This window comes from Sphingobacterium sp. MAE, from assembly GCF_056711605.1.
The window spans coordinates 1,311,936-1,330,354 of record NZ_CM160044.1 but is presented as its reverse complement, the minus strand read 5'-3'; the positions used below and the strand labels follow the sequence as shown (position 1 = coordinate 1,330,354).

General features: G+C 37.7%; 16 protein-coding genes, 4 tRNA genes and 1 riboswitch. Of the genes, 16 read left to right on the top strand and 4 right to left on the bottom strand.

Annotation, left to right across the window (positions count from 1 at the left end):
• Window positions 1–163 precede the first annotated feature (163 nt).
• The 3 genes from AC06G9_RS05700 (at window position 164) to AC06G9_RS05690 (ending at window position 5,383) form a co-directional block, all read left to right on the top strand.
• Entirely contained in the window at window positions 164–3,523 is a 3,360-nt protein-coding gene (locus AC06G9_RS05700) for a DEAD/DEAH box helicase (RefSeq protein ID WP_480957662.1), read from the top strand.
• 30 nt (window positions 3,524–3,553) lie between these two features.
• A complete protein-coding gene (locus tag AC06G9_RS05695) occupies window positions 3,554–4,423 on the top strand; it encodes an alpha/beta fold hydrolase (protein WP_480957661.1) in 870 nt (289 codons plus the stop codon).
• Window positions 4,424–4,606: 183 nt separating this feature from the next.
• Window positions 4,607–5,383 carry a Cof-type HAD-IIB family hydrolase gene (locus tag AC06G9_RS05690; protein WP_248754444.1) on the top strand — a complete coding sequence of 259 codons (777 nt, stop codon included), beginning with the start codon at window positions 4,607–4,609 and terminating at the stop codon, window positions 5,381–5,383.
• Here the strand turns inward: AC06G9_RS05690 and AC06G9_RS05685 are convergent.
• The 4 genes from AC06G9_RS05685 to AC06G9_RS05670 form a co-directional block, all read right to left on the bottom strand.
• Window positions 5,380–5,991 (bottom strand): hypothetical protein, encoded by a 612-nt coding sequence (locus AC06G9_RS05685; RefSeq protein WP_346570384.1) that lies wholly within the window; start codon window positions 5,989–5,991, stop codon window positions 5,380–5,382. The two genes, AC06G9_RS05690 and AC06G9_RS05685, sit on opposite strands and share 4 nt — an antisense overlap.
• A gap of 27 nt (window positions 5,992–6,018) precedes the next feature.
• Window positions 6,019–6,381, bottom strand: coding sequence for an iron chaperone (locus AC06G9_RS05680; RefSeq protein ID WP_045755850.1), 363 nt, complete (start codon window positions 6,379–6,381; stop codon window positions 6,019–6,021).
• Between the two features lie 98 nt (window positions 6,382–6,479).
• Window positions 6,480–7,076: a DUF502 domain-containing protein gene (locus AC06G9_RS05675; RefSeq protein ID WP_045755849.1), complete on the bottom strand. Its 597-nt coding sequence runs from the start codon at window positions 7,074–7,076 to the stop codon at window positions 6,480–6,482.
• A gap of 47 nt (window positions 7,077–7,123) precedes the next feature.
• A complete protein-coding gene (locus AC06G9_RS05670; RefSeq protein WP_480957660.1) occupies window positions 7,124–9,565 on the bottom strand; it encodes a bifunctional UDP-N-acetylmuramoyl-tripeptide:D-alanyl-D-alanine ligase/alanine racemase in 2,442 nt (813 codons plus the stop codon).
• Window positions 9,566–9,637: 72 nt separating this feature from the next.
• On the opposite strand from AC06G9_RS05670, the gene AC06G9_RS05665 reads away from it, so the two are divergent.
• From AC06G9_RS05665 to AC06G9_RS05605, 13 genes are all read left to right on the top strand, one after another.
• A complete protein-coding gene (locus AC06G9_RS05665) occupies window positions 9,638–10,126 on the top strand; it encodes a regulatory protein RecX (RefSeq protein ID WP_480957659.1) in 489 nt (162 codons plus the stop codon).
• 99 nt (window positions 10,127–10,225) lie between these two features.
• Window positions 10,226–10,301, top strand: a tRNA-Gly gene (locus tag AC06G9_RS05660).
• 14 nt (window positions 10,302–10,315) lie between these two features.
• A tRNA-Leu gene (locus tag AC06G9_RS05655) sits at window positions 10,316–10,400 on the top strand.
• Between the two features lie 620 nt (window positions 10,401–11,020).
• Window positions 11,021–11,599, top strand: a complete 579-nt coding sequence (gene nudK / locus AC06G9_RS05650) for a GDP-mannose pyrophosphatase NudK (protein WP_346570379.1) — start codon at window positions 11,021–11,023, stop codon at window positions 11,597–11,599.
• 150 nt (window positions 11,600–11,749) lie between these two features.
• A riboswitch (TPP riboswitch) is annotated at window positions 11,750–11,848 on the top strand.
• Window positions 11,849–11,912: 64 nt separating this feature from the next.
• Entirely contained in the window at window positions 11,913–12,119 is a 207-nt protein-coding gene (gene thiS, locus AC06G9_RS05645; RefSeq protein WP_045755299.1) for a sulfur carrier protein ThiS, read from the top strand.
• A gap of 26 nt (window positions 12,120–12,145) precedes the next feature.
• Window positions 12,146–13,960, top strand: coding sequence for a phosphomethylpyrimidine synthase ThiC (thiC, locus tag AC06G9_RS05640; RefSeq protein ID WP_045752868.1), 1,815 nt, complete (start codon window positions 12,146–12,148; stop codon window positions 13,958–13,960).
• Window positions 13,957–14,553, top strand: coding sequence for a thiamine phosphate synthase (locus AC06G9_RS05635; RefSeq protein WP_248754450.1), 597 nt, complete (start codon window positions 13,957–13,959; stop codon window positions 14,551–14,553). The genes thiC and AC06G9_RS05635 overlap by 4 nt, the downstream gene beginning before the upstream one ends.
• Before the next feature lie 131 nt (window positions 14,554–14,684).
• Entirely contained in the window at window positions 14,685–15,311 is a 627-nt protein-coding gene (thiE, locus tag AC06G9_RS05630; RefSeq protein WP_480957658.1) for a thiamine phosphate synthase, read from the top strand.
• A complete protein-coding gene (locus AC06G9_RS05625) occupies window positions 15,299–16,069 on the top strand; it encodes a thiazole synthase (protein WP_293928076.1) in 771 nt (256 codons plus the stop codon). Before thiE ends, AC06G9_RS05625 begins: the two co-directional genes overlap by 13 nt.
• Window positions 16,070–16,075: 6 nt before the next feature.
• Complete coding sequence (gene thiH, locus AC06G9_RS05620) at window positions 16,076–17,194, top strand: 2-iminoacetate synthase ThiH (protein ID WP_480957657.1); 1,119 nt, start codon at window positions 16,076–16,078, stop codon at window positions 17,192–17,194.
• Between the two features lie 20 nt (window positions 17,195–17,214).
• Complete coding sequence (locus AC06G9_RS05615; RefSeq protein WP_480957656.1) at window positions 17,215–17,925, top strand: HesA/MoeB/ThiF family protein; 711 nt, start codon at window positions 17,215–17,217, stop codon at window positions 17,923–17,925.
• 198 nt (window positions 17,926–18,123) lie between these two features.
• Window positions 18,124–18,199, top strand: a tRNA-Gly gene (locus AC06G9_RS05610).
• Window positions 18,200–18,212: 13 nt separating this feature from the next.
• Window positions 18,213–18,297: transfer RNA gene (locus AC06G9_RS05605), tRNA-Leu, on the top strand.
• Window positions 18,298–18,419 lie beyond the last annotated feature (122 nt).

Sequence of the window (18,419 nt, the reverse complement as noted above, 5' to 3'; positions counted from 1 at the left end):
TCTTTTCTAGTTGCTTTATGATTATCATTCTACCCTGCAGAAGTGATATCAACACTTACAAAACAAAGGTAAGTATACGATAAACAAACATTAACGAATAAATTGGTTTTAAATGACGGAATTAAAATGGTAAATAAAACAAATTTATCTAAGTTTGAATAGCATGTATACAAAAGACGTTTCGCCACAGGGTTCAGATGATTTTCACCAGTTTCGGTTTTCAGATATTCATTTTGACAATGAACATCGATACAGCTTTTATTCCTGGATGTCGAACTTATCCGATAACCAAGCTCCTATCCAATTTTTTTCACTTAAGAAAAATGAAGGTCATTTTTTGATTCTTTCTTTAGGCACTAGATACGATGTCATTGTGGTCTATGACAGCCCCGTGCTTACCTTATTTTGTAATTGTTCTGACCGCGAAGAATTCTGTATCCATCAAAAACTGATTTTAAATGAAATCTATAAGAATGATCACGTGTATTTATTTTTTTCAGCTTATGCTTATCAGGATTATCTGAAAAAAATAGCAGTCAAATACGGGCTTGAGGATGAACAGGGACTGGAAGACTATTTTGAAATCCAATGGGTGGACGGAGCTGTAAAAATTCACAAAAAACAAGATAATTTGCTGGATCTATCTGCGGATATCTTCAACACCGCAACAGGTACTGATCTAAAACGTAACGACAAAGAAGTCGAACAACAGACCAATATCTTGGTCTTAAAGGAGCATAAATACTATAAACATCCACAGGTCTTGCTCTATCGTGCTACACGTGCTAAAAATGGATCTCTAAAAAATCCATTACAACTGATTTCTTGTGAGGAAATGATCTGGACAAGTAAAGATATCACGGAAGGACAATTCTTTACGGCACTTCATTTTTTAGGACAGAATACCGTAGAAGAAGGGAATCAACAGATAACAGCATTTAAAAAGTTGATTAAAAATCCACTGGGGCTAGAGATTTATCAGCATGATAAATCTCTAGCCCAAAGTATTTCGGCAAATAGTCTAACACAGATCACATTAAGAGAACTTCCAAAAACAATTCGTATCGATATCGATCAAATTGGTAATTTTTTCACCATCCGGAGTACGGTCCAAATTGCGGGGCAAGATCATTCTTTACAGCAACTTCCTTTAGTATTTGACTATTTCACCCAAGTCCAGCAGCATTTTTATTTTATTGAAAATCGACAGATCCTGACCCTTTTCAAATTGTTTCATACTACAGCTGATCACCTTAAAGTACATCAGTCCAAATTTGAGGATTTTAAGAGGGATTTCTTAATGATCATGGAAGAAGTGGTAGATGTCAATTACCTACACATCCCAAAGGCAAGTAGTAAACAAATTAAAGAACAGCAATTCTATAGCGATACCGAAGCAATTATCTATCTTGAAGAATCTGGTGATTACATCAATCTGATTCCAACGATGCGGTACGCTGATGTAGAGGTGCCGGTACGGAGTAGACGGTCCATTTTTGGATTTGATAAAAAAGGAAAGAAATTTTTAGTGAAACGGGATCTCGAAGCCGAACTCCAGATTGTCAGTTTAATCATCAAACAGCACCCATATTTTGAGGAGCAGCTGGATGAAGATTTTCAGCACTTCTATCTGCATCGTAAACATTTCCTTGAATTGGACTGGTTTCTAAATGTCTTTGAGGAGTGGCGTAAGCACCACATCTCTATCATCGGATTTAACGAAATAAAAGCAAATACATACAATTCCTTTAAGGGTAAAATAGCTATTCATGTGCTCAGTGGGCAGAATTGGTTTAATGTCCATGTCGATATGCAATTTGGAAAAAGTAAAGGGTCTCTTAAAAACCTTCAAAAAGCCATTCGTAACAAATCAAAATTCATCACCCTAGATGATGGTACGCAAGGTATGCTGCCCGAGGAATGGCTTCATAAATTTGAGCAGTTTTTTTTAGCTGGTGAAATAATCGATGACAGCCTCTTACAGATCGCAGAAACTAATTATTCGGCTATCGATCAATATTTTGAAGAAGAGTGGTTATCCCAAAAAGCAAAAGAACGACTTGAGGAAATCAAAAATAAAATCAAAAATATCGATCAGGTCAAGCCAGTAGTACTATCCAAAGATTTTATAGGCAGCCTACGAAGTTACCAACATGATGGACTGAACTGGTTGAATTTTTTAGATGAGTTTAATTTTGGAGGTTGCCTAGCAGATGATATGGGACTCGGGAAAACGATCCAGATCATTGCCTTTATTTTAAACCAGCGTATCAAAGTTAAATACAATTGCAATCTGCTGGTACTGCCAACGACACTTATTTTCAACTGGAAAAATGAATTGGAGAAATTTGCACCATCGATTAAAACACTTGTACTTCAAGGTGCAGATCGGCAAAAAAACACCCAAGGATTTGAGCAATATGAACTGATATTAATTTCTTATCATAACCTGTTGACCGATATCAATCATTTAAAAAAACAGGCTTTCAACTATATCTTTTTAGACGAGTCGCAACAGATAAAAAACCCCAATTCGCAACGATACCAAGCGGTCACCAAACTCACTGCGCGCAATCGTATCGTCATCACTGGAACACCAATCGAAAACAGCACCATGGATCTTTTTGCTCAGCTATCCTTTGCTAATCCCGGATTATTAGGTTCAAAAAAATATTTTAAAGATGTGTACACGACGCCTATCGATGGATTTAGTAATAAAAAAAGACTGGAGGAACTGCAACGCAAAGTAAAACCTTTTATTCTTAGACGCACGAAAACTGAGGTCGCCAAAGAGTTGCCCGCAAAAAATGAAATCGTACTTTACTGCGAGATGAAACCTGCGCAAAGGCATATCTATGATACGTATGAAAAAGAATTTCGAGAATTTATCTCTGTAAAAGATGGAGATGAAATCCGTAAAAGTCCGATGCATGTGTTAAAAGGACTGACTAAACTGCGACAGATCTGTAACTCAACAAAATTGCTAAAAACAGAAGATCTAAGTGTGGAGCAAGATGCATGTAAAATTGAAATGCTGGTCGAACAGGTGCTGGATAAAAGTCCTTATCAAAAAATTATCATCTTTTCACAGTTCGTGAGTATGTTAAATCTAATCGAAACAGCATTATCCAAACACGATATCACGGCACTAAAATTGACAGGACAAACAAGAGATAGGCAATATATTGTATCGCAATTTCAGGAAAATGATGCCCAAAGGGTTATCTTGATCAGTTTAAAAGCTGGTGGAACAGGTCTAAATCTAACGGCTGCGAGTTTAGTTTATCTGGTAGATCCGTGGTGGAATCCAGCCGTTGAAGCGCAAGCTATCGACCGTGCTTTCCGGATCGGTCAAGCCAAAGATGTGACCGCTATACGTTTGATCTGCCCAGATACTGTAGAGGACAAAATCATGAAACTGCAGGCAAATAAAACAGCCATAGCGGATAATATCATTTCCAGCAAATACAATCCAATCGCGGATTTTATGAATAAAGAGCGTTTACTTGCCCTATTTGAATAGACAGGAAATTTAGAAAGAACTACTGCACCGATGAAAAAATTAAAGCAAACCATGGAATATTTGAAATCTCTAGAAAAGATTTCTGTTGCAGAAAACATACATGATATTTGGTCTTATATCTGCTATTCTCCTAAAATGCCCGTGAGACATCATCAGGAACAGTTGATTGAATTAGCCTCAAAAAATAAATTGACGGTAAAAGATGAGTTTTTCAGTGGCCATCTATTATCCTTTCCTGTCTTTCGTTGGGGAGCGGGTAAAGACATCGTTTTGTTAACACATGGGTGGGGATCAAAAGCTGCGGATTTTTCTATGCTTATTGAGCAGCTATTGGAAAATCCAGACTTAACGATAATTGCATTTGATGCCCCTGGAAATGGAGAGGCTGAGGGTGAGCTATCCAACTTAATCTTATATATGGAAGCTGTGCAAGCTATTATAACTGCCTACGGCATGCCTGCCATAACGATTGGTCATTCTCTTGGAGCTATGGCCAATGTTGCGGCTTTAGCCAATATCAAACATAAGCCGAACTGGATCATTAGCCTTACTCCATTAGTAAACTTAAAAGCGAATTTTGCGGCCAGCATGGATTATGTAGGTATTCCCATACATGTTCAAGAGCACTTCTTCCAGAATTTTGAGGAAAAGTTCAATATGAAAATTGCTTACTTTCACTTAAATAGTCTATATACATTCGATAACACCCAACAACATTTGGTCCTGTATGACAAGGAAGATAAAATTGCTCCCTATGATTATCTGCATTCGTATTTGGATGATCATCCTCAAATAGAAGCTATCAACCTGAACGCTGTTGGTCATGAAAAAATATTAAGATCTCCTGAAGCTATAGCGCTAATCCTTGGAAAAGTGAACTCGTTACAATCAGAAAAATAAGATGGTGATGAATATTTAGAAATCATCTATCCTATTTCTTACAATCTTCGATTCCTCAATTTATAAAAAATTGAGATATAAAATGAACACGGGCTATTGACACTAATCTTCATTATGACATCCCTAGGGCAAAAAACATTTTTCTAATCATTAACTTTGTACTACAAACATTTACATAGTAGCATGATTAAAGCAGTTTTTTTTGATATCGACGGTACCCTTCTTAGTTTTGATACACACAAAGTACCAACTTCAACCGAAAAAGCCATTCAAAAGTTAAAATCAAAAGGTATAAAAGTCATTGTTTCCACGGGTAGATCTATTAATAGTTTAGATCACATCAAATACTTGGACTTTGATGGGTTTATTACTTTTAACGGTGGTTATTGTATTACGAAAGAAGGTGATGTACTATTTAGAAAGGGAATACATGCGACAGATATTAAATCTTTGATCGACCACGCTGAGCAACATGAAGTCAGCTTCTCACTGATGTCGGAGCACGAAATATCTATTTTTAAAGTTACGCCAGAGATCGCTTCCATGTATGAACTTCTAAACTTACCTGTCCCTCAACAAAGATCTTATGCTGACTTTGATATGGCATCGGTGCTGCAAACCAATATCTTTATTCAACCGGAAGAACAGGAAACATTTATGAACACTGTGATGCCTAATTCTGTGGCAAGCCGTTGGACACCGTTATTTGCTGATGTGAATCCTTTAGGACAAAGTAAACAGGTAGGAATCGATGTATTTATCGATCATTTTGATATCGACATAAAACAAACCATGTCATTTGGGGATGGTGGAAACGATATTACCATGCTAAAACATACGGCTTATGGAATTGCAATGGGGAATGCTAATCCTGAGGTGAAGGCTATCGCAGACTATATTACTGACGATGTCGACAATGATGGTATCTTTAATGCTTTAGCACATTTTGAGGTTATCTAAAATCTCAAAATAAGATTTGAACGAAATGTATGTGCATTACTATTCATGATCAACGTATGTTGATCATCAAATTCATACTGTAATCGTGCTTGGTAGTTTTCCATGATAGCATGATCTTTTTGATCGACAATATGGTGATTGACATGATTGATTACATCCAATGAAATGATTTTTTCAAATACTGAAACCTTGATTTTCATTGGATACTTTTTTGCGGCATGATATCCTTGCCACAAGGCATTCTGAACTAATGGGAGTAGGATAAACCGCGGTACTGATAAAGTAGGATATTCGATCTTTTTAGTCCACACAATGGAAAGGTCTACATCAGAAATCTGACTAAATAAAGAAACATACTGTTCCATAAACTCGATTTCTGCAATAACAGCATGTGTTTTATACGGTTGCAAAGCAATATCTTGATAATCTAAAAGTGCTCGTAAAATGGAAGGATCTGTGGGTTCACTCTTAATTCTGTCTAGGCAAATGCGTATAAGGTCGACATCCATCTGGCTATTTATAAAAGATAAGTCGGCCTTATCTTTCCATTGCCAGTGTACATTTTCGGGAACCTTACTACTCCACAAACGTTTCCATAATCGATCCATCAACTCCTATTTTAAAATTCTAATGACCTATTTAAGCTTTTTTAAGATCTCCGCAACTCTGTACTCCACCATCTTTACGATCAGTTCATAAGGAATCTGTTGCTTTAAAGGAAACTGTACAGAACCTTTACCTTGTTTATAAGGAGCAAGTTGGTCCTCAAATTGCTCATGACCAGTAGGTGTAGCATAAAATCCAATATGCTTCTGATAACCGCCAAAATAAACGAGTGGTTTTCCTTTTAACTTATACGCTGGCATACCGTAGGCAATACCCTCTGTTGCATCTGGAGCATGTGCCAAAATGGTTTTCCGTACTTGCGACAAAATCTGTTGCACGTCGTTTGGAAAAGAAGTGATATATTCGTCTACCGTTTTAAACTCAATCTTCATCGTTAATTATGATGTTAAAATACAAAATAAATGTAAACAAAAGGGAACCATTTTACCAATGATTCCCTTTTGTTTTTTATAAAAATTGTTTCTGTACCTTATTCCAAACCACTGACACCACCTGAAACAACAAGCTTCATCGCATCTGTAGCGGACATATCTAATTTTGTTACTAAGGAAGATTTCACGACAACAACTTGTCCAGCGAATGAGTAAGAATATGGAAAATAAACCACCACTTCGTCCGTCAAATTAATTTTTGATAGATCTGATTGTGTCAAGAAACCGATCTTACTCACGCCAATTTCATTCACTTTTACTAAAACAGGAACATTGAATTTTTTGGCATCGCCAACAAATGCTTCTGTAAAATCCTTAATCGATGAGTACAAAGTATTCAACAATGGAATACGATTAATCTGATTATTCAACCAGTGCTTAATAGGATCCGTGACAAAATTGGTAAAAACAATTCCTGCTATAACCAAGATTAAAATAACCGTTAAAATACCGATACCTGGAATATACAAAGGATGTCCAGTCTCATCCTCTAAAAACATGCCCGTAAGATTCAATGCCGAATCAACAGAAGCTACAATCCAGACAATCAAGAAAATAGCACCAGCTAAAGGAACGACAACTAAGGTTCCTTTTATAAGATAATTTAAAAAAGCTCTAATTAATTTTGATAACATACTACTTGTACCTATTGACGTTACAAAGATGCGAAATAAGCCTTGAATTACTCGTAAAAATAAACTCTTTTAACCCGTTGTGAGATATTCACCAACAATTCATAGGGAATGGTCCCAATTGCTAATGCGGCCTCTTTCAGATCTGGATAAACAATAACTTCATCTTCTTCATTGACATCAATATCGGTAACATCTAACATACACATATCCATACAGATATTACCAATTGTGCGGACTACTTGTCCATTGATAGACATCTTACCCACACCGTTTCCAAAACGGCGGTCGTAGCCATCGGCATAACCAATCTTAATGGTCGCAATACGGCTAGCGCGATTTAATACGCCTGCACGATTGTATCCGACTGTCTCGGTAGCAGCAAGGGATTTGATCTGCGTCACATTCGTTTTCAAAACACTGACTTCTCTAACGGGAAGATCATCACGATCCATATCAATTCCATAGAGACCGATCCCCAATCTGACCATGTCAAAATAAGCACTTGGCCATAGATCTATTCCCGATGTAGCAGCGATGTGCCGTATAAAGGAATAACCTAACTCCTGCTTAAGTTTGGTCGTAAATATATCCAAAAGATGAATTTGATTTTCTGTAAAGGCATGATCCATCTTATTTCCTGCTGATGCTAAGTGCGAAAAAACAGATTGTACTTTCATTGCCTCTTGATTTTTCAGGACAGCAAGCAGATCATCGATTTCATCAGGCATAAATCCCAATCGATGCATACCCGTATCAACTTTGATATGGACGGGAAAGTTTTTTAACTGATGCAGCTCCAAATAACGGAGAAATGAACCTAAAATTCTAAAACTATAGATTTCGGGTTCCAATTTATGCTGTACAATGGCATCAAAAGCATTTTCATCAGGACTCATGACCACTATTGGAAGTGTGATGCCTCCGTTTCGAAGATCAACACCTTCATCGGCAAAAGCTACTGTCAAATAATCTACATGGTTAAATTGCAGCAAATTAGCAATTTCAAAACTTCCACTACCATAAGAGAAGGCTTTGACCATAGCCATTAATTTTACTCCTGCAGGCAATAAGCCTCGGTATATATTAAGATTATGTTCCAGGGCGTTCAAATTGATTTCTAAAATGGTATCATGGGACTTCGCAACCAGTCGTTTACTGATCTGCTCAAAGTGGTAATCACGCGCTCCTTTGATCAAGATCGTGGCGTTACTATATTCAATATGCTTAAAATTTTCTATAAACGATGCTGTATCTGGATAACTGGTAACTGGTAATGAAAATTGAGCTGGCAACTGACTCAGTATCGGTCCAATAAAAATCAGATCGGTCAGATCACTAGCGTCAATCAATCGTTTCAATTTACTGATGCTTTTCTCATCATGCAACTCAACACCAGGAATATCGGAAAGAATCAATACTTTACGCGTATTTTGCTTCTGCTGTTTTAGAAAATCCAGCGCAATCTGCAATGCAACTAAATCATTACTATAGGAATCATCAATGATGGAACTATTATGCTTTCCTTTTTTCAGTTCAAGACGCATTTCCATCGGTTGCAATGTTGCAATTCTTTCTGCTATGGTTTTGAAATCATATCCAAATGTGATCATGACAGCAATACATGAAATGGCATTTTCAATAGATGCTTGATCGACAAAAGGAATTTTTACCGTGAAAAACTGTCTGGAGAAACATAAGCTGAGCAAAGTTGCTTGATCGTTCTCTTTTTTAACAGAATAGACCTCCAGTTGGCAGCTCTCATCTTCGCCCCATGCAAATTTATAGAGCTGAGAAGGCATATAAATATGTTCCAAATATTTTTTTGGATAGATCAATACTTCAGCATCTGTAAAGAGTTTCAGTTTTTCAGCAATTTTTTCCTCTTTAGAATCAAATCCTGCTTTGTGTGCCACACCAATATTGGTCAGTATTCCATGTGTAGGTCTGATCATATGTTGAAGTTTTGCCATCTCTCCTACTTCGCTGATCCCAGCTTCTATAATGGCAAAATTGTACTGATCATTTAACTCCCATAAGGATAAAGCAACTCCAAGCTGCGAGTTATAACTTTTAGGGCTGCGGTATATTTTATATTCAGGAGATAGTAATTGAAAAAGCCATTCTTTAACAATAGTCTTACCGTTGCTCCCTGTAATCCCTAAGACCGGGGATTTAAACTGCATCCGTTGATGACCAGCAATGGCCTGTAAGGCTAAGAAAGTATCGGCTACCCATAAAATATTAGCATCTTGCAATACCATTTCTTGTTGAAAATCATCTTGTAGCACAAAATTTCTAATTCCTTTGCTATAGGCATCCATAATAAACTCATGCCCATCCCGACGGTTGACTAAAGCAAAAAATAACCCTGTTTCTGCATTGACGATTTTGCGTGTATCGTATATCAAATTTTGAATGATACATTGACCATTAACTATAATTGATCTCTTAGGGCCTATAATCTCCGAAATATCCGCAATGCTGTACATGATTAAAAATTTTATTCAATCAAAGCTCCACATTTTTTCAGTAAGTTCAATATATTTTTGAAATTTGTAAAGATGTTTGACGAAGAGAAAAAAAGAAAAAAAATATACACACCTAAGCAGGCGTTGCTCAAAGCGGAGAGTTATTGTGCGTATCAAGAACGGGCGCAACAAGAAGTACGGGATAAATTATATGATTGGGGACTATACGAAGAAGATGTTGAACAAATCATCTCGCAATTGATATCAGAGAATTTCTTAAATGAAGAACGCTTTGCGATCGCTTATACCTTAGGTAAGCTCCGGATGAAGAGTTGGGGGAAAATAAAGATCAAACAGTCGTTAAAATTTAAACGAGTTTCAGAACCTTTAATTAAAATTGCATTTTCTAAAATTGATATGGATGAATATGAGGATAAGCTCAACGAGCTGATCGATAAAAAAAAGCTTTTAATAAAAGATAAAGATCCTTATATAATCAAGAATAAGCTATTTCAATATGCTTTATCCCGCGGTTTTGAAAGTGATATTATTTCTTCTGTCCTGAAAGAAAAGGGATTATAAAAAAAACAAAATAAAGCTGGTATGAAAATTTGTTTTTTTAATTATTAGCTCTATATTTGCATCACCAAAACAGAAAACAACTTGTTAGCTGTTAGTAATGCGAAAATAGCTCAGCTGGTAGAGCACAACCTTGCCAAGGTTGGGGTCGCGAGTTCGAATCTCGTTTTTCGCTCCACATTAAGATCACCTGCCTAGGTGGTGGAACTGGTAGACACGCAGGACTTAAAATCCTGTTTCCGTTAAGGAAGTGCGGGTTCGATTCCCGCCCTAGGTACAAGAAAGCTCATCCAAAAGATGAGCTTTTCTTGTTTTTAAACAATTGTTCTAAAGCTAATGTAATACACACCTCTGTATTCAGCATCGTTGACCAAAATCCGATTTCTTTTTGCATGTACTGAACTCCATCTGCTAAAAATTAAACTCCTGTTTTTCGTTAAGAATTTATAGATCCGATTCCCATTAATATATCTACAAAGGACAACTTTTTAGTGATTTTTCATTCTATTTTATTAAGCCAGCATACTGCATTCACACTTCGTAATTAATGAACAGCACCTTGTTAATTAGTAACTATATCATGGATATAATAAAGAGCTATTATAGAGGGTTTCTATAGGGTTCATATAGATAAATCTCTATAATACCTGTAGAAAATCACTATAAATTTTGTTGTATATCTGAAGTAATATAGAATCTAACCATCACCCCGTCTGAATCATTATACGCTCTTGCAAACATGATTGACGCTACCTAGAAAAAAATCCTTTAACTTTATTTACACTTCCTTAAGAAATACGGATGCGAGTTTATAAATTTATATACCTTTAGCATCTGATCCCTTATTCAAAAGTTGCACAAATACTAAGAGAAAAAAGAATTAAAAAAACCTTGCCTATGATAGCTAACATCAAGATCACAGAAAGCAAAATTTTATCCGATAATTGGTACATCCTAAGAAAAATAACCTACGAATATTTAAAAAAGGATGGTACAACGATGACCCAAAGTAGAGAGGCTTATGACAGAGGAAACGGCGCAACTATTTTATTGTACAACACAGAGCAGAAAACAGTGATTCTTACCCGACAATTTCGGCTTCCAACATTTATTAATGGAAATGAAACAGGCCTGATGATTGAAGCTTGCGCAGGTTTACTGGATAAAGATAATGCAGAAGATTGTATTAGAAGAGAGACGGAGGAAGAAACAGGCTATAAAATTACAGATGTAAGAAAGATTTTTGAAGCTTATATGTCTCCTGGATCCGTTACAGAAATTCTGCATTTTTTTATAGCCGAATATGCAAAAGAAATGAAAGTCAGTGAAGGTGGAGGACTGGACCATGAAGAAGAAAATATTGAGGTATTAGAATTGGATATCTCCGAAGCTATGCGGATGGTAGCGAGCGGTGAGGTCAAAGATGCTAAAACAATTATGTTGCTGCAATATATTAAATTACACGGTATTTTATAATTGCAAATAGCAATTTGTATTCCTTCTCCTTACTATAGCTGATTATATATGCCAATAACAAGAGCGGGTATATTGTTGTGTCACAAAACAATGGATAGACAAAAATAAATCTACCTCTTTTCTTTTATTCATATTTTTTTTCTAGTTTAGTGGAAACTTTAGGGGTGTCTGCAAGATTTGCAGGCTGAGATTTTACCCTTAGAACCTGATCCGGGTCATACTGGCGTAGGGAAAAGTAAGATGTCTTCATTGTGCATATACCTGCATAACTGTGGCCATTCCTAAAGTTTTTTATTTAAAAATTTTTAAAGGAATGGAACTTACGATCAATCACCAATCACGTTTTTTTGAACAGCCTCCCTCCTCTTTGGAAGGTTTGATGCTTTTGGAATTTCCAGAAAAAAGTAAAGGCATTGCTGTTGCCATTAATAACCAAGTCATACCCAAAACGGCTTGGGCAACAACCCCATTACGCCATCAAGATTCAATTCTCGTCATTTCTGCTACGCAAGGCGGATAATTCATTTACACCTATAATACACCATTATGTTAGAACAAACCATTACCCAAACCCCTTTCCCAAATTCGAAAAAAGTCTACATCCCTGGAAAACTCTTTCCAATTCAGGTAGCTATGCGTGAAATTACACTCAGTGCAACTAAATTGAGCAAAGGTGGTGTAGAAATCAATCCTCCTGTTACCATTTATGATACATCAGGTCCATATACCGATGATGATGCAAAGATCGATATCCGTAAGGGGCTACCTCGCACTCGAGAAAGTTGGATATTGGATAGACAAGATGTTGAAATTTTACCCCAGATCAGTTCGGATTATGGTCAAGAACGATTGGCAGATACGGATCTGGATGAACTTCGTTTTGAATACAGCCATAAACCTAAAAAAGCTTTAGCAGGTCATAACGTTAGTCAATTACATTATGCTAGAAAAGGGATCATCACTCCAGAAATGGAGTATGTGGCTATTCGTGAAAACCAACGTATCGAGCAAATAGAAGCGGCGACAATGGGTATGGAACATCAACATGCGGGACATAGTTTTGGTGCTCGAACACCCAAGAAACTGATCACAGCGGAATTTGTACGTGAAGAAATCGCAGCAGGTAGAGCCATCATCCCGAATAATATCAATCACCCAGAAAGTGAACCGATGATTATCGGACGTAATTTTTTAGTGAAAATAAATGCCAATATTGGCAATAGTGCAGTGACGTCCAGTATTGAAGAAGAGGTAGACAAAGCGGTATGGGCATGTCGCTGGGGTGCAGATACGATAATGGATCTTTCAACGGGTAAAAATATCCATGAAACACGTGAATGGATCATCCGTAATTCGCCCGTTCCAATCGGCACAGTACCGATATATCAAGCTTTGGAAAAAGTAAAAGGTGTAGCAGAAGATCTGACTTGGGAGATATTTAGAGACACCTTAATTGAACAAGCGGAACAAGGTGTTTCCTATTTCACGATTCATGCAGGAGTATTGTTGAGATATATTCATCTGACAGCAAAACGCGTAACGGGAATTGTATCTCGTGGTGGATCGATCATGGCAAAATGGTGTTTATTTCATCATAAGGAAAACTTTTTATATACGCACTTTGAAGATATCTGTCAGATCATGAAGCAATACGATGTGGCCTTTTCGCTAGGTGATGGTCTACGCCCTGGCTCTATTGCCGATGCGAACGATGCTGCACAGTTTGCTGAATTAGAGACTTTAGGTGAATTAACTAAAATTGCATGGAAGCATGATGTACAGGTTATGATTGAAGGGCCTGGTCATGTACCGATGCACATGATCAAGGAAAACATGGACAAACAGCTTGAAGTCTGTGATGAAGCACCTTTTTATACGTTGGGTCCATTGACAACAGATATTGCTCCGGGTTATGATCACATTACATCTGCAATTGGCGCGGCTATGATCGGATGGTTTGGATGTGCCATGCTTTGCTACGTTACTCCTAAAGAACATCTTGGATTGCCTAACCGAAAAGATGTGAAAGACGGGGTCATTACCTATAAATTGGCAGCACATGCTGCGGATCTAGCCAAAGGGCATCCTGGTGCACAATATCGCGATAATGCTTTGAGCAAGGCTAGGTTTGAGTTCCGTTGGGAAGATCAGTTTAATCTTTCATTGGATCCCGATACAGCGCGAGAATTTCACGATGAAACACTACCTGCTGATGGTGCAAAAGTGGCACACTTCTGTTCGATGTGCGGTCCCAAATTTTGTTCGATGAAGATTACCCAAGAGATACGCGATTCTGCAGAACAGGGAATGATGGATATGTCTAAAGAATTTATCGAGCAAGGTAAAGAGCTATATCTATGATCCTAGTTGTGACTGCTGAACAGGCTGTACCTCGTGAACTACAAGTGATCAATGATATACTAGATGCGGGATTGGAACTGTTACACATTCGGAAGTATAGCTTTTCTGATGATGAAATGTCTCAATTTATTAACGGAATAGCAACTCGTTATCGAAATCGCCTTGTCATGCATAGTCATCATCATCTGGCGGAATCGTTGAACATCGAGAGATTGCATTTTAATGAGCATGATCGAAAATTGGGGATACAAAATAAGTTCAGTCAACAGATCATCCGATCAACATCAGTACATAGCATCCACGATTTTAACAGCTTGGATCACAGATGGTCCTACGCTTTGCTTAGTCCAATGTTTTTAAGCATTTCAAAACTTAATCATGGGTCTAAACACACCGTAAAAAAAGAACTCATATACCGTGACAACCAGCAGGTTCATTTAATAGGACTTGCTGGCATCCACGCCGAAAACATCATCTCTTTATATCAGGATGGCGTTGATGGAGTAGCATTACTGGGAGCCATCTGGAAAAGCGAACAACCTTTGATCAGTTTTAATGAATGTCTACAGATAGACCTTTCTTACTCATCATAGTAGACCTTGATCCTAATGGTGGTACGGGTAGCAGTAAGCTTATAGGATATAACCATATTGAACTATGTCAATTATGAAAATCTATATCAGACAATTTTTAAACAGTTAAAACAATCTTATCGGCCAACATCATGTTTAGTAAAATTCAATATATATCACAGGGAAATACTGCTCTGGAACAGGAAACGAATATTAGAAACGCACTACAAGCTGGTGCAGATTGGATTCAATTACGTTGGAAAGAAGGCAATGAAGATCAGTTATTAACATTAGCCGACTGTATTAAACAACTGTGCTTTCAATATGGTGCAAAACTGATCATCAATGATCATGTTCACATTGCTAAAGCTGTTGATGCTACTGGTGTTCATCTGGGATTGACGGATAGCAGCATACGGGACGCACGATTATTACTGGGCTCAAAGAAGATTATTGGAGGTACAGCAAATAGTCTATCTGATGTACAGCAACGAATAGCAGAAAACTGCGATTACATTGGTCTAGGACCGCTACGTTTTACGTCTACTAAAGAAAAGCTAAGTCCTATATTAGGATTCACAGGATATCAGGAGATCATTCAAAATTTAAGAACAAAAGGAACTGACTATCCTCCTATTTTTGCTATCGGAGGAATCTTACTCGAAGATATTACCCTTCTTCAAGAAATGGGTATATATGGCGTAGCACTCTCAGGCCTGATCACAAAAAAACCTCAACTTATTCAAGAACTTAAAAATAAACTGCAATGGACACTTTAAAAATAGCAGATCGCATATTTCATTCTCGACTTTTCTTAGGAACAGGAAAGTTTGGTCACCTCAATCAAATGCAAGAATCCTTGGTTGCGTCGGGTTCTGAAATGGTTACCATGGCTTTAAAACGCTTGGATCATCAGTCTTCCTCAGATACATTTTTAGAAGCTTTGCAGATTCCATCAGTACATTTGTTGCCAAATACTTCGGGAGCGCGCAATGCTAAGGAAGCTATATTGGCGGCACAACTCGCTCGGGAGGCTTTGGAAACCGATTGGGTAAAATTGGAGATCCACCCTGATTCTCGTTATCTCATGCCTGATCCTATTGAAACGCTATTAGCTACTGAACAGTTGGCAAAACTAGGTTTTATTGTGCTACCCTATATACATGCCGACCCCGTGCTCTGTAAGCGTCTGGAGGACGTTGGAACGGCAGCGGTCATGCCATTAGCAGCGCCTATAGGGAGTAATAAGGGATTGCGTACCATAGATTTTTTAGAAATGATTATTGCGCAAAGCCAAGTGCCTGTGATCGTAGATGCTGGTATCGGCGCACCATCTGATGCTGCAAAAGCAATGGAAATTGGTGCCGATGCCGTACTGGTCAACACTGCAATCGCAACAGCAACTTATCCGGTACAAATGGCTGAAGCATTTAAAGAAGCCGTGATCGCAGGAAGAAAAGCCTATCATGCGGGCTTAGGCGGAGTGGAAAATCGAGCCATGGCATCTAGTCCTCTAACCTCATTTTTAATCGATTAAACTATCATGATGCATACGTTTCAACACTTATTTAGACAATACGACTGGCATGATATTAAGGGAAAAATATACCATAAAACAAGTGAGGATGTCAAAAAAAGTCTTCGGAAGCAAAAAAGAAATTTGGACGATTTTCTGGCCTTGATATCTCCTGCGGCAACTTCCGAATTGGAGGAAATGGCAAGACTGGCACAACAGGTCACACAGCGCAGATTTGGTAAAACAATCCAATTATATGCACCGTTATATCTGAGTAATGAATGTCAAAATATCTGTACGTATTGTGGATTTAGTATGGACAATAAAATCAAACGAAAAACGCTTTCCAATGGCGAATTAATGTTAGAAGCGATGGCACTAAAGTCGATGGGGGTTAATCATGTATTACTCGTGAGCGGAGAAGCAAATAAAACTGTCGAGATCAGCTATTTCAGGAATGCAATTCAGTTATTGAAGCCTTATTTTGCACAGATATCCATTGAAGTACAGCCTTTATTATTAGAGGAATATCGGATTTTACAGAAAGAAGGTGTCCATTCTGTACTTGTCTATCAAGAAACCTATCATCAAGAGGTCTATAAAACCTATCATCCAAAAGGTAAGAAATCCAACTTTGAATATCGTTTGGATACCCCAGATCGTATCGGTCAAGCAGATATTCATAAAATCGGTTTGGGCGTACTTTTGGGTCTTGAGGATTGGCGCGTGGATAGTTTTTTTAATGCCTTACATATTGACTATCTAGAGAAGGAATATTGGCGTACAAAATATTCGGTTTCATTTCCACGACTACGTCCTGCTGAAGGGGTATCAACGCCTAACTTTATCATGGAAGATCGGGATTTGCTTCAATTAATATGCGCATATCGTCTATGGAATGAAAATCTTGAAATTTCCATATCAACACGTGAGCGTGAAAAATTTAGGGATCATATCATTCCTATCGGTGTGACGAGCATGAGTGCGGCTTCCAAAACAAATCCTGGGGGCTATGTTGTCGATCCGCAATCGCTAGAACAATTTGAAATCAGCGATGAGCGAAGCATGGAAACGATCCAAAGTATCATTAGGAAAGCCGGTTATGATCCTGTTATGAAAGATTGGGACATAAGCTACTCGGGATAACAATTTAAATTCTCTATTATATGAAACAGCATAGTCCTTTTGATCGATACTCCCGCCAAATTTTTATTAATGAGATCGGTATCGAGGGGCAACAAAAAATCATGGCGGCAAAAGTATTGGTCATTGGTGCAGGTGGATTGGGTTCACCCGTACTTCAATATCTTGCGGCGGCTGGTATTGGAAATATAGGGATTGTTGATTTTGATCATGTCGAAATCCATAATCTCAATAGACAAGTTATTCACACCGAAAAAAGCATACATGTCGACAAAGTAAAAAGTGCATCTGCTTATATTGAAGAACTAAATTCTTCCATCAAGGTGACCAGCTTAATGACTAAAATTAGTACTGACAATGTAGATGGTATCATTGCGGCATATGATGTTGTTGTCGATGGTTCAGATAATTTTAACACTAGATATCTTGTCAATGATGCTTGCTCACGTGCTCAAAAGGCATTAGTTTATGGAAGTATCTTTGCTTTTGAAGGTCAGATGGCGGTTTTTAATTACAAAGGAAGTAAGCAACTGCGAGATCTATTTCCTGAGCCTCCCCATCCAGAAGATATACCTACCTGTGACCAATATGGTGTATTAGGTCCCCTTCCAGGTATTATTGGTAGTATGATGGCTATGCAGGTACTGAAAATCGTAACGGATCTTCCTGTCGATTTCAACAAGTTGACACTTGTCGATACGTACCATTGGCGATTCACAACAATCGAATTTTAAATTTTTGCACATTAGAAAAATAAGATGGCTATCATAGATTATAGACCGCAATGGGTATTTGATATTAAATTTGAGTCCAAAGGTCTCCTATTTTAAAAACGACTAAAATTTATCTCGCTTCATTTGAGGGAATTACGTTTTAGCTCTAAAAAAACATTTTGTAGTTTCTATAATCTGCCTATATTTGCATTATCAAAAGCGAAAATAGCTCAGCTGGTAGAGCACAACCTTGCCAAGGTTGGGGTCGCGAGTTCGAATCTCGTTTTTCGCTCCACTTAATACACCTTGCCTAGGTGGTGGAACTGGTAGACACGCAGGACTTAAAATCCTGTTTCCGTTAAGGAAGTGCGGGTTCGATTCCCGCCCTAGGTACAAGAAAAGCTCATCTTTTGGATGAGCTTTTCTTGTATATGACTCTTTTTTAGGATGGATCATTGGTAGTACTCCTGCTAATCATTGATTTTACTTAAAATGAGAGATGCTTGTCATGATAT

Coding starts and splice junctions, on each gene's coding strand:
- AC06G9_RS05700 (WP_480957662.1), top strand. CDS start 164: ATGTATACAAAAGACGTTTCGCCACAGGGTTCAGATGATTTTCACCAG.
- AC06G9_RS05695 (WP_480957661.1), top strand. CDS start 3,554: ATGAAAAAATTAAAGCAAACCATGGAATATTTGAAATCTCTAGAAAAG.
- AC06G9_RS05690 (WP_248754444.1), top strand. CDS start 4,607: ATGATTAAAGCAGTTTTTTTTGATATCGACGGTACCCTTCTTAGTTTT.
- AC06G9_RS05685 (WP_346570384.1), bottom strand. CDS start 5,991: ATGGATCGATTATGGAAACGTTTGTGGAGTAGTAAGGTTCCCGAAAAT.
- AC06G9_RS05680 (WP_045755850.1), bottom strand. CDS start 6,381: ATGAAGATTGAGTTTAAAACGGTAGACGAATATATCACTTCTTTTCCA.
- AC06G9_RS05675 (WP_045755849.1), bottom strand. CDS start 7,076: ATGTTATCAAAATTAATTAGAGCTTTTTTAAATTATCTTATAAAAGGA.
- AC06G9_RS05670 (WP_480957660.1), bottom strand. CDS start 9,565: ATGTACAGCATTGCGGATATTTCGGAGATTATAGGCCCTAAGAGATCA.
- AC06G9_RS05665 (WP_480957659.1), top strand. CDS start 9,638: ATGTTTGACGAAGAGAAAAAAAGAAAAAAAATATACACACCTAAGCAG.
- nudK (WP_346570379.1), top strand. CDS start 11,021: ATGATAGCTAACATCAAGATCACAGAAAGCAAAATTTTATCCGATAAT.
- thiS (WP_045755299.1), top strand. CDS start 11,913: ATGGAACTTACGATCAATCACCAATCACGTTTTTTTGAACAGCCTCCC.
- thiC (WP_045752868.1), top strand. CDS start 12,146: ATGTTAGAACAAACCATTACCCAAACCCCTTTCCCAAATTCGAAAAAA.
- AC06G9_RS05635 (WP_248754450.1), top strand. CDS start 13,957: ATGATCCTAGTTGTGACTGCTGAACAGGCTGTACCTCGTGAACTACAA.
- thiE (WP_480957658.1), top strand. CDS start 14,685: ATGTTTAGTAAAATTCAATATATATCACAGGGAAATACTGCTCTGGAA.
- AC06G9_RS05625 (WP_293928076.1), top strand. CDS start 15,299: ATGGACACTTTAAAAATAGCAGATCGCATATTTCATTCTCGACTTTTC.
- thiH (WP_480957657.1), top strand. CDS start 16,076: ATGATGCATACGTTTCAACACTTATTTAGACAATACGACTGGCATGAT.
- AC06G9_RS05615 (WP_480957656.1), top strand. CDS start 17,215: ATGAAACAGCATAGTCCTTTTGATCGATACTCCCGCCAAATTTTTATT.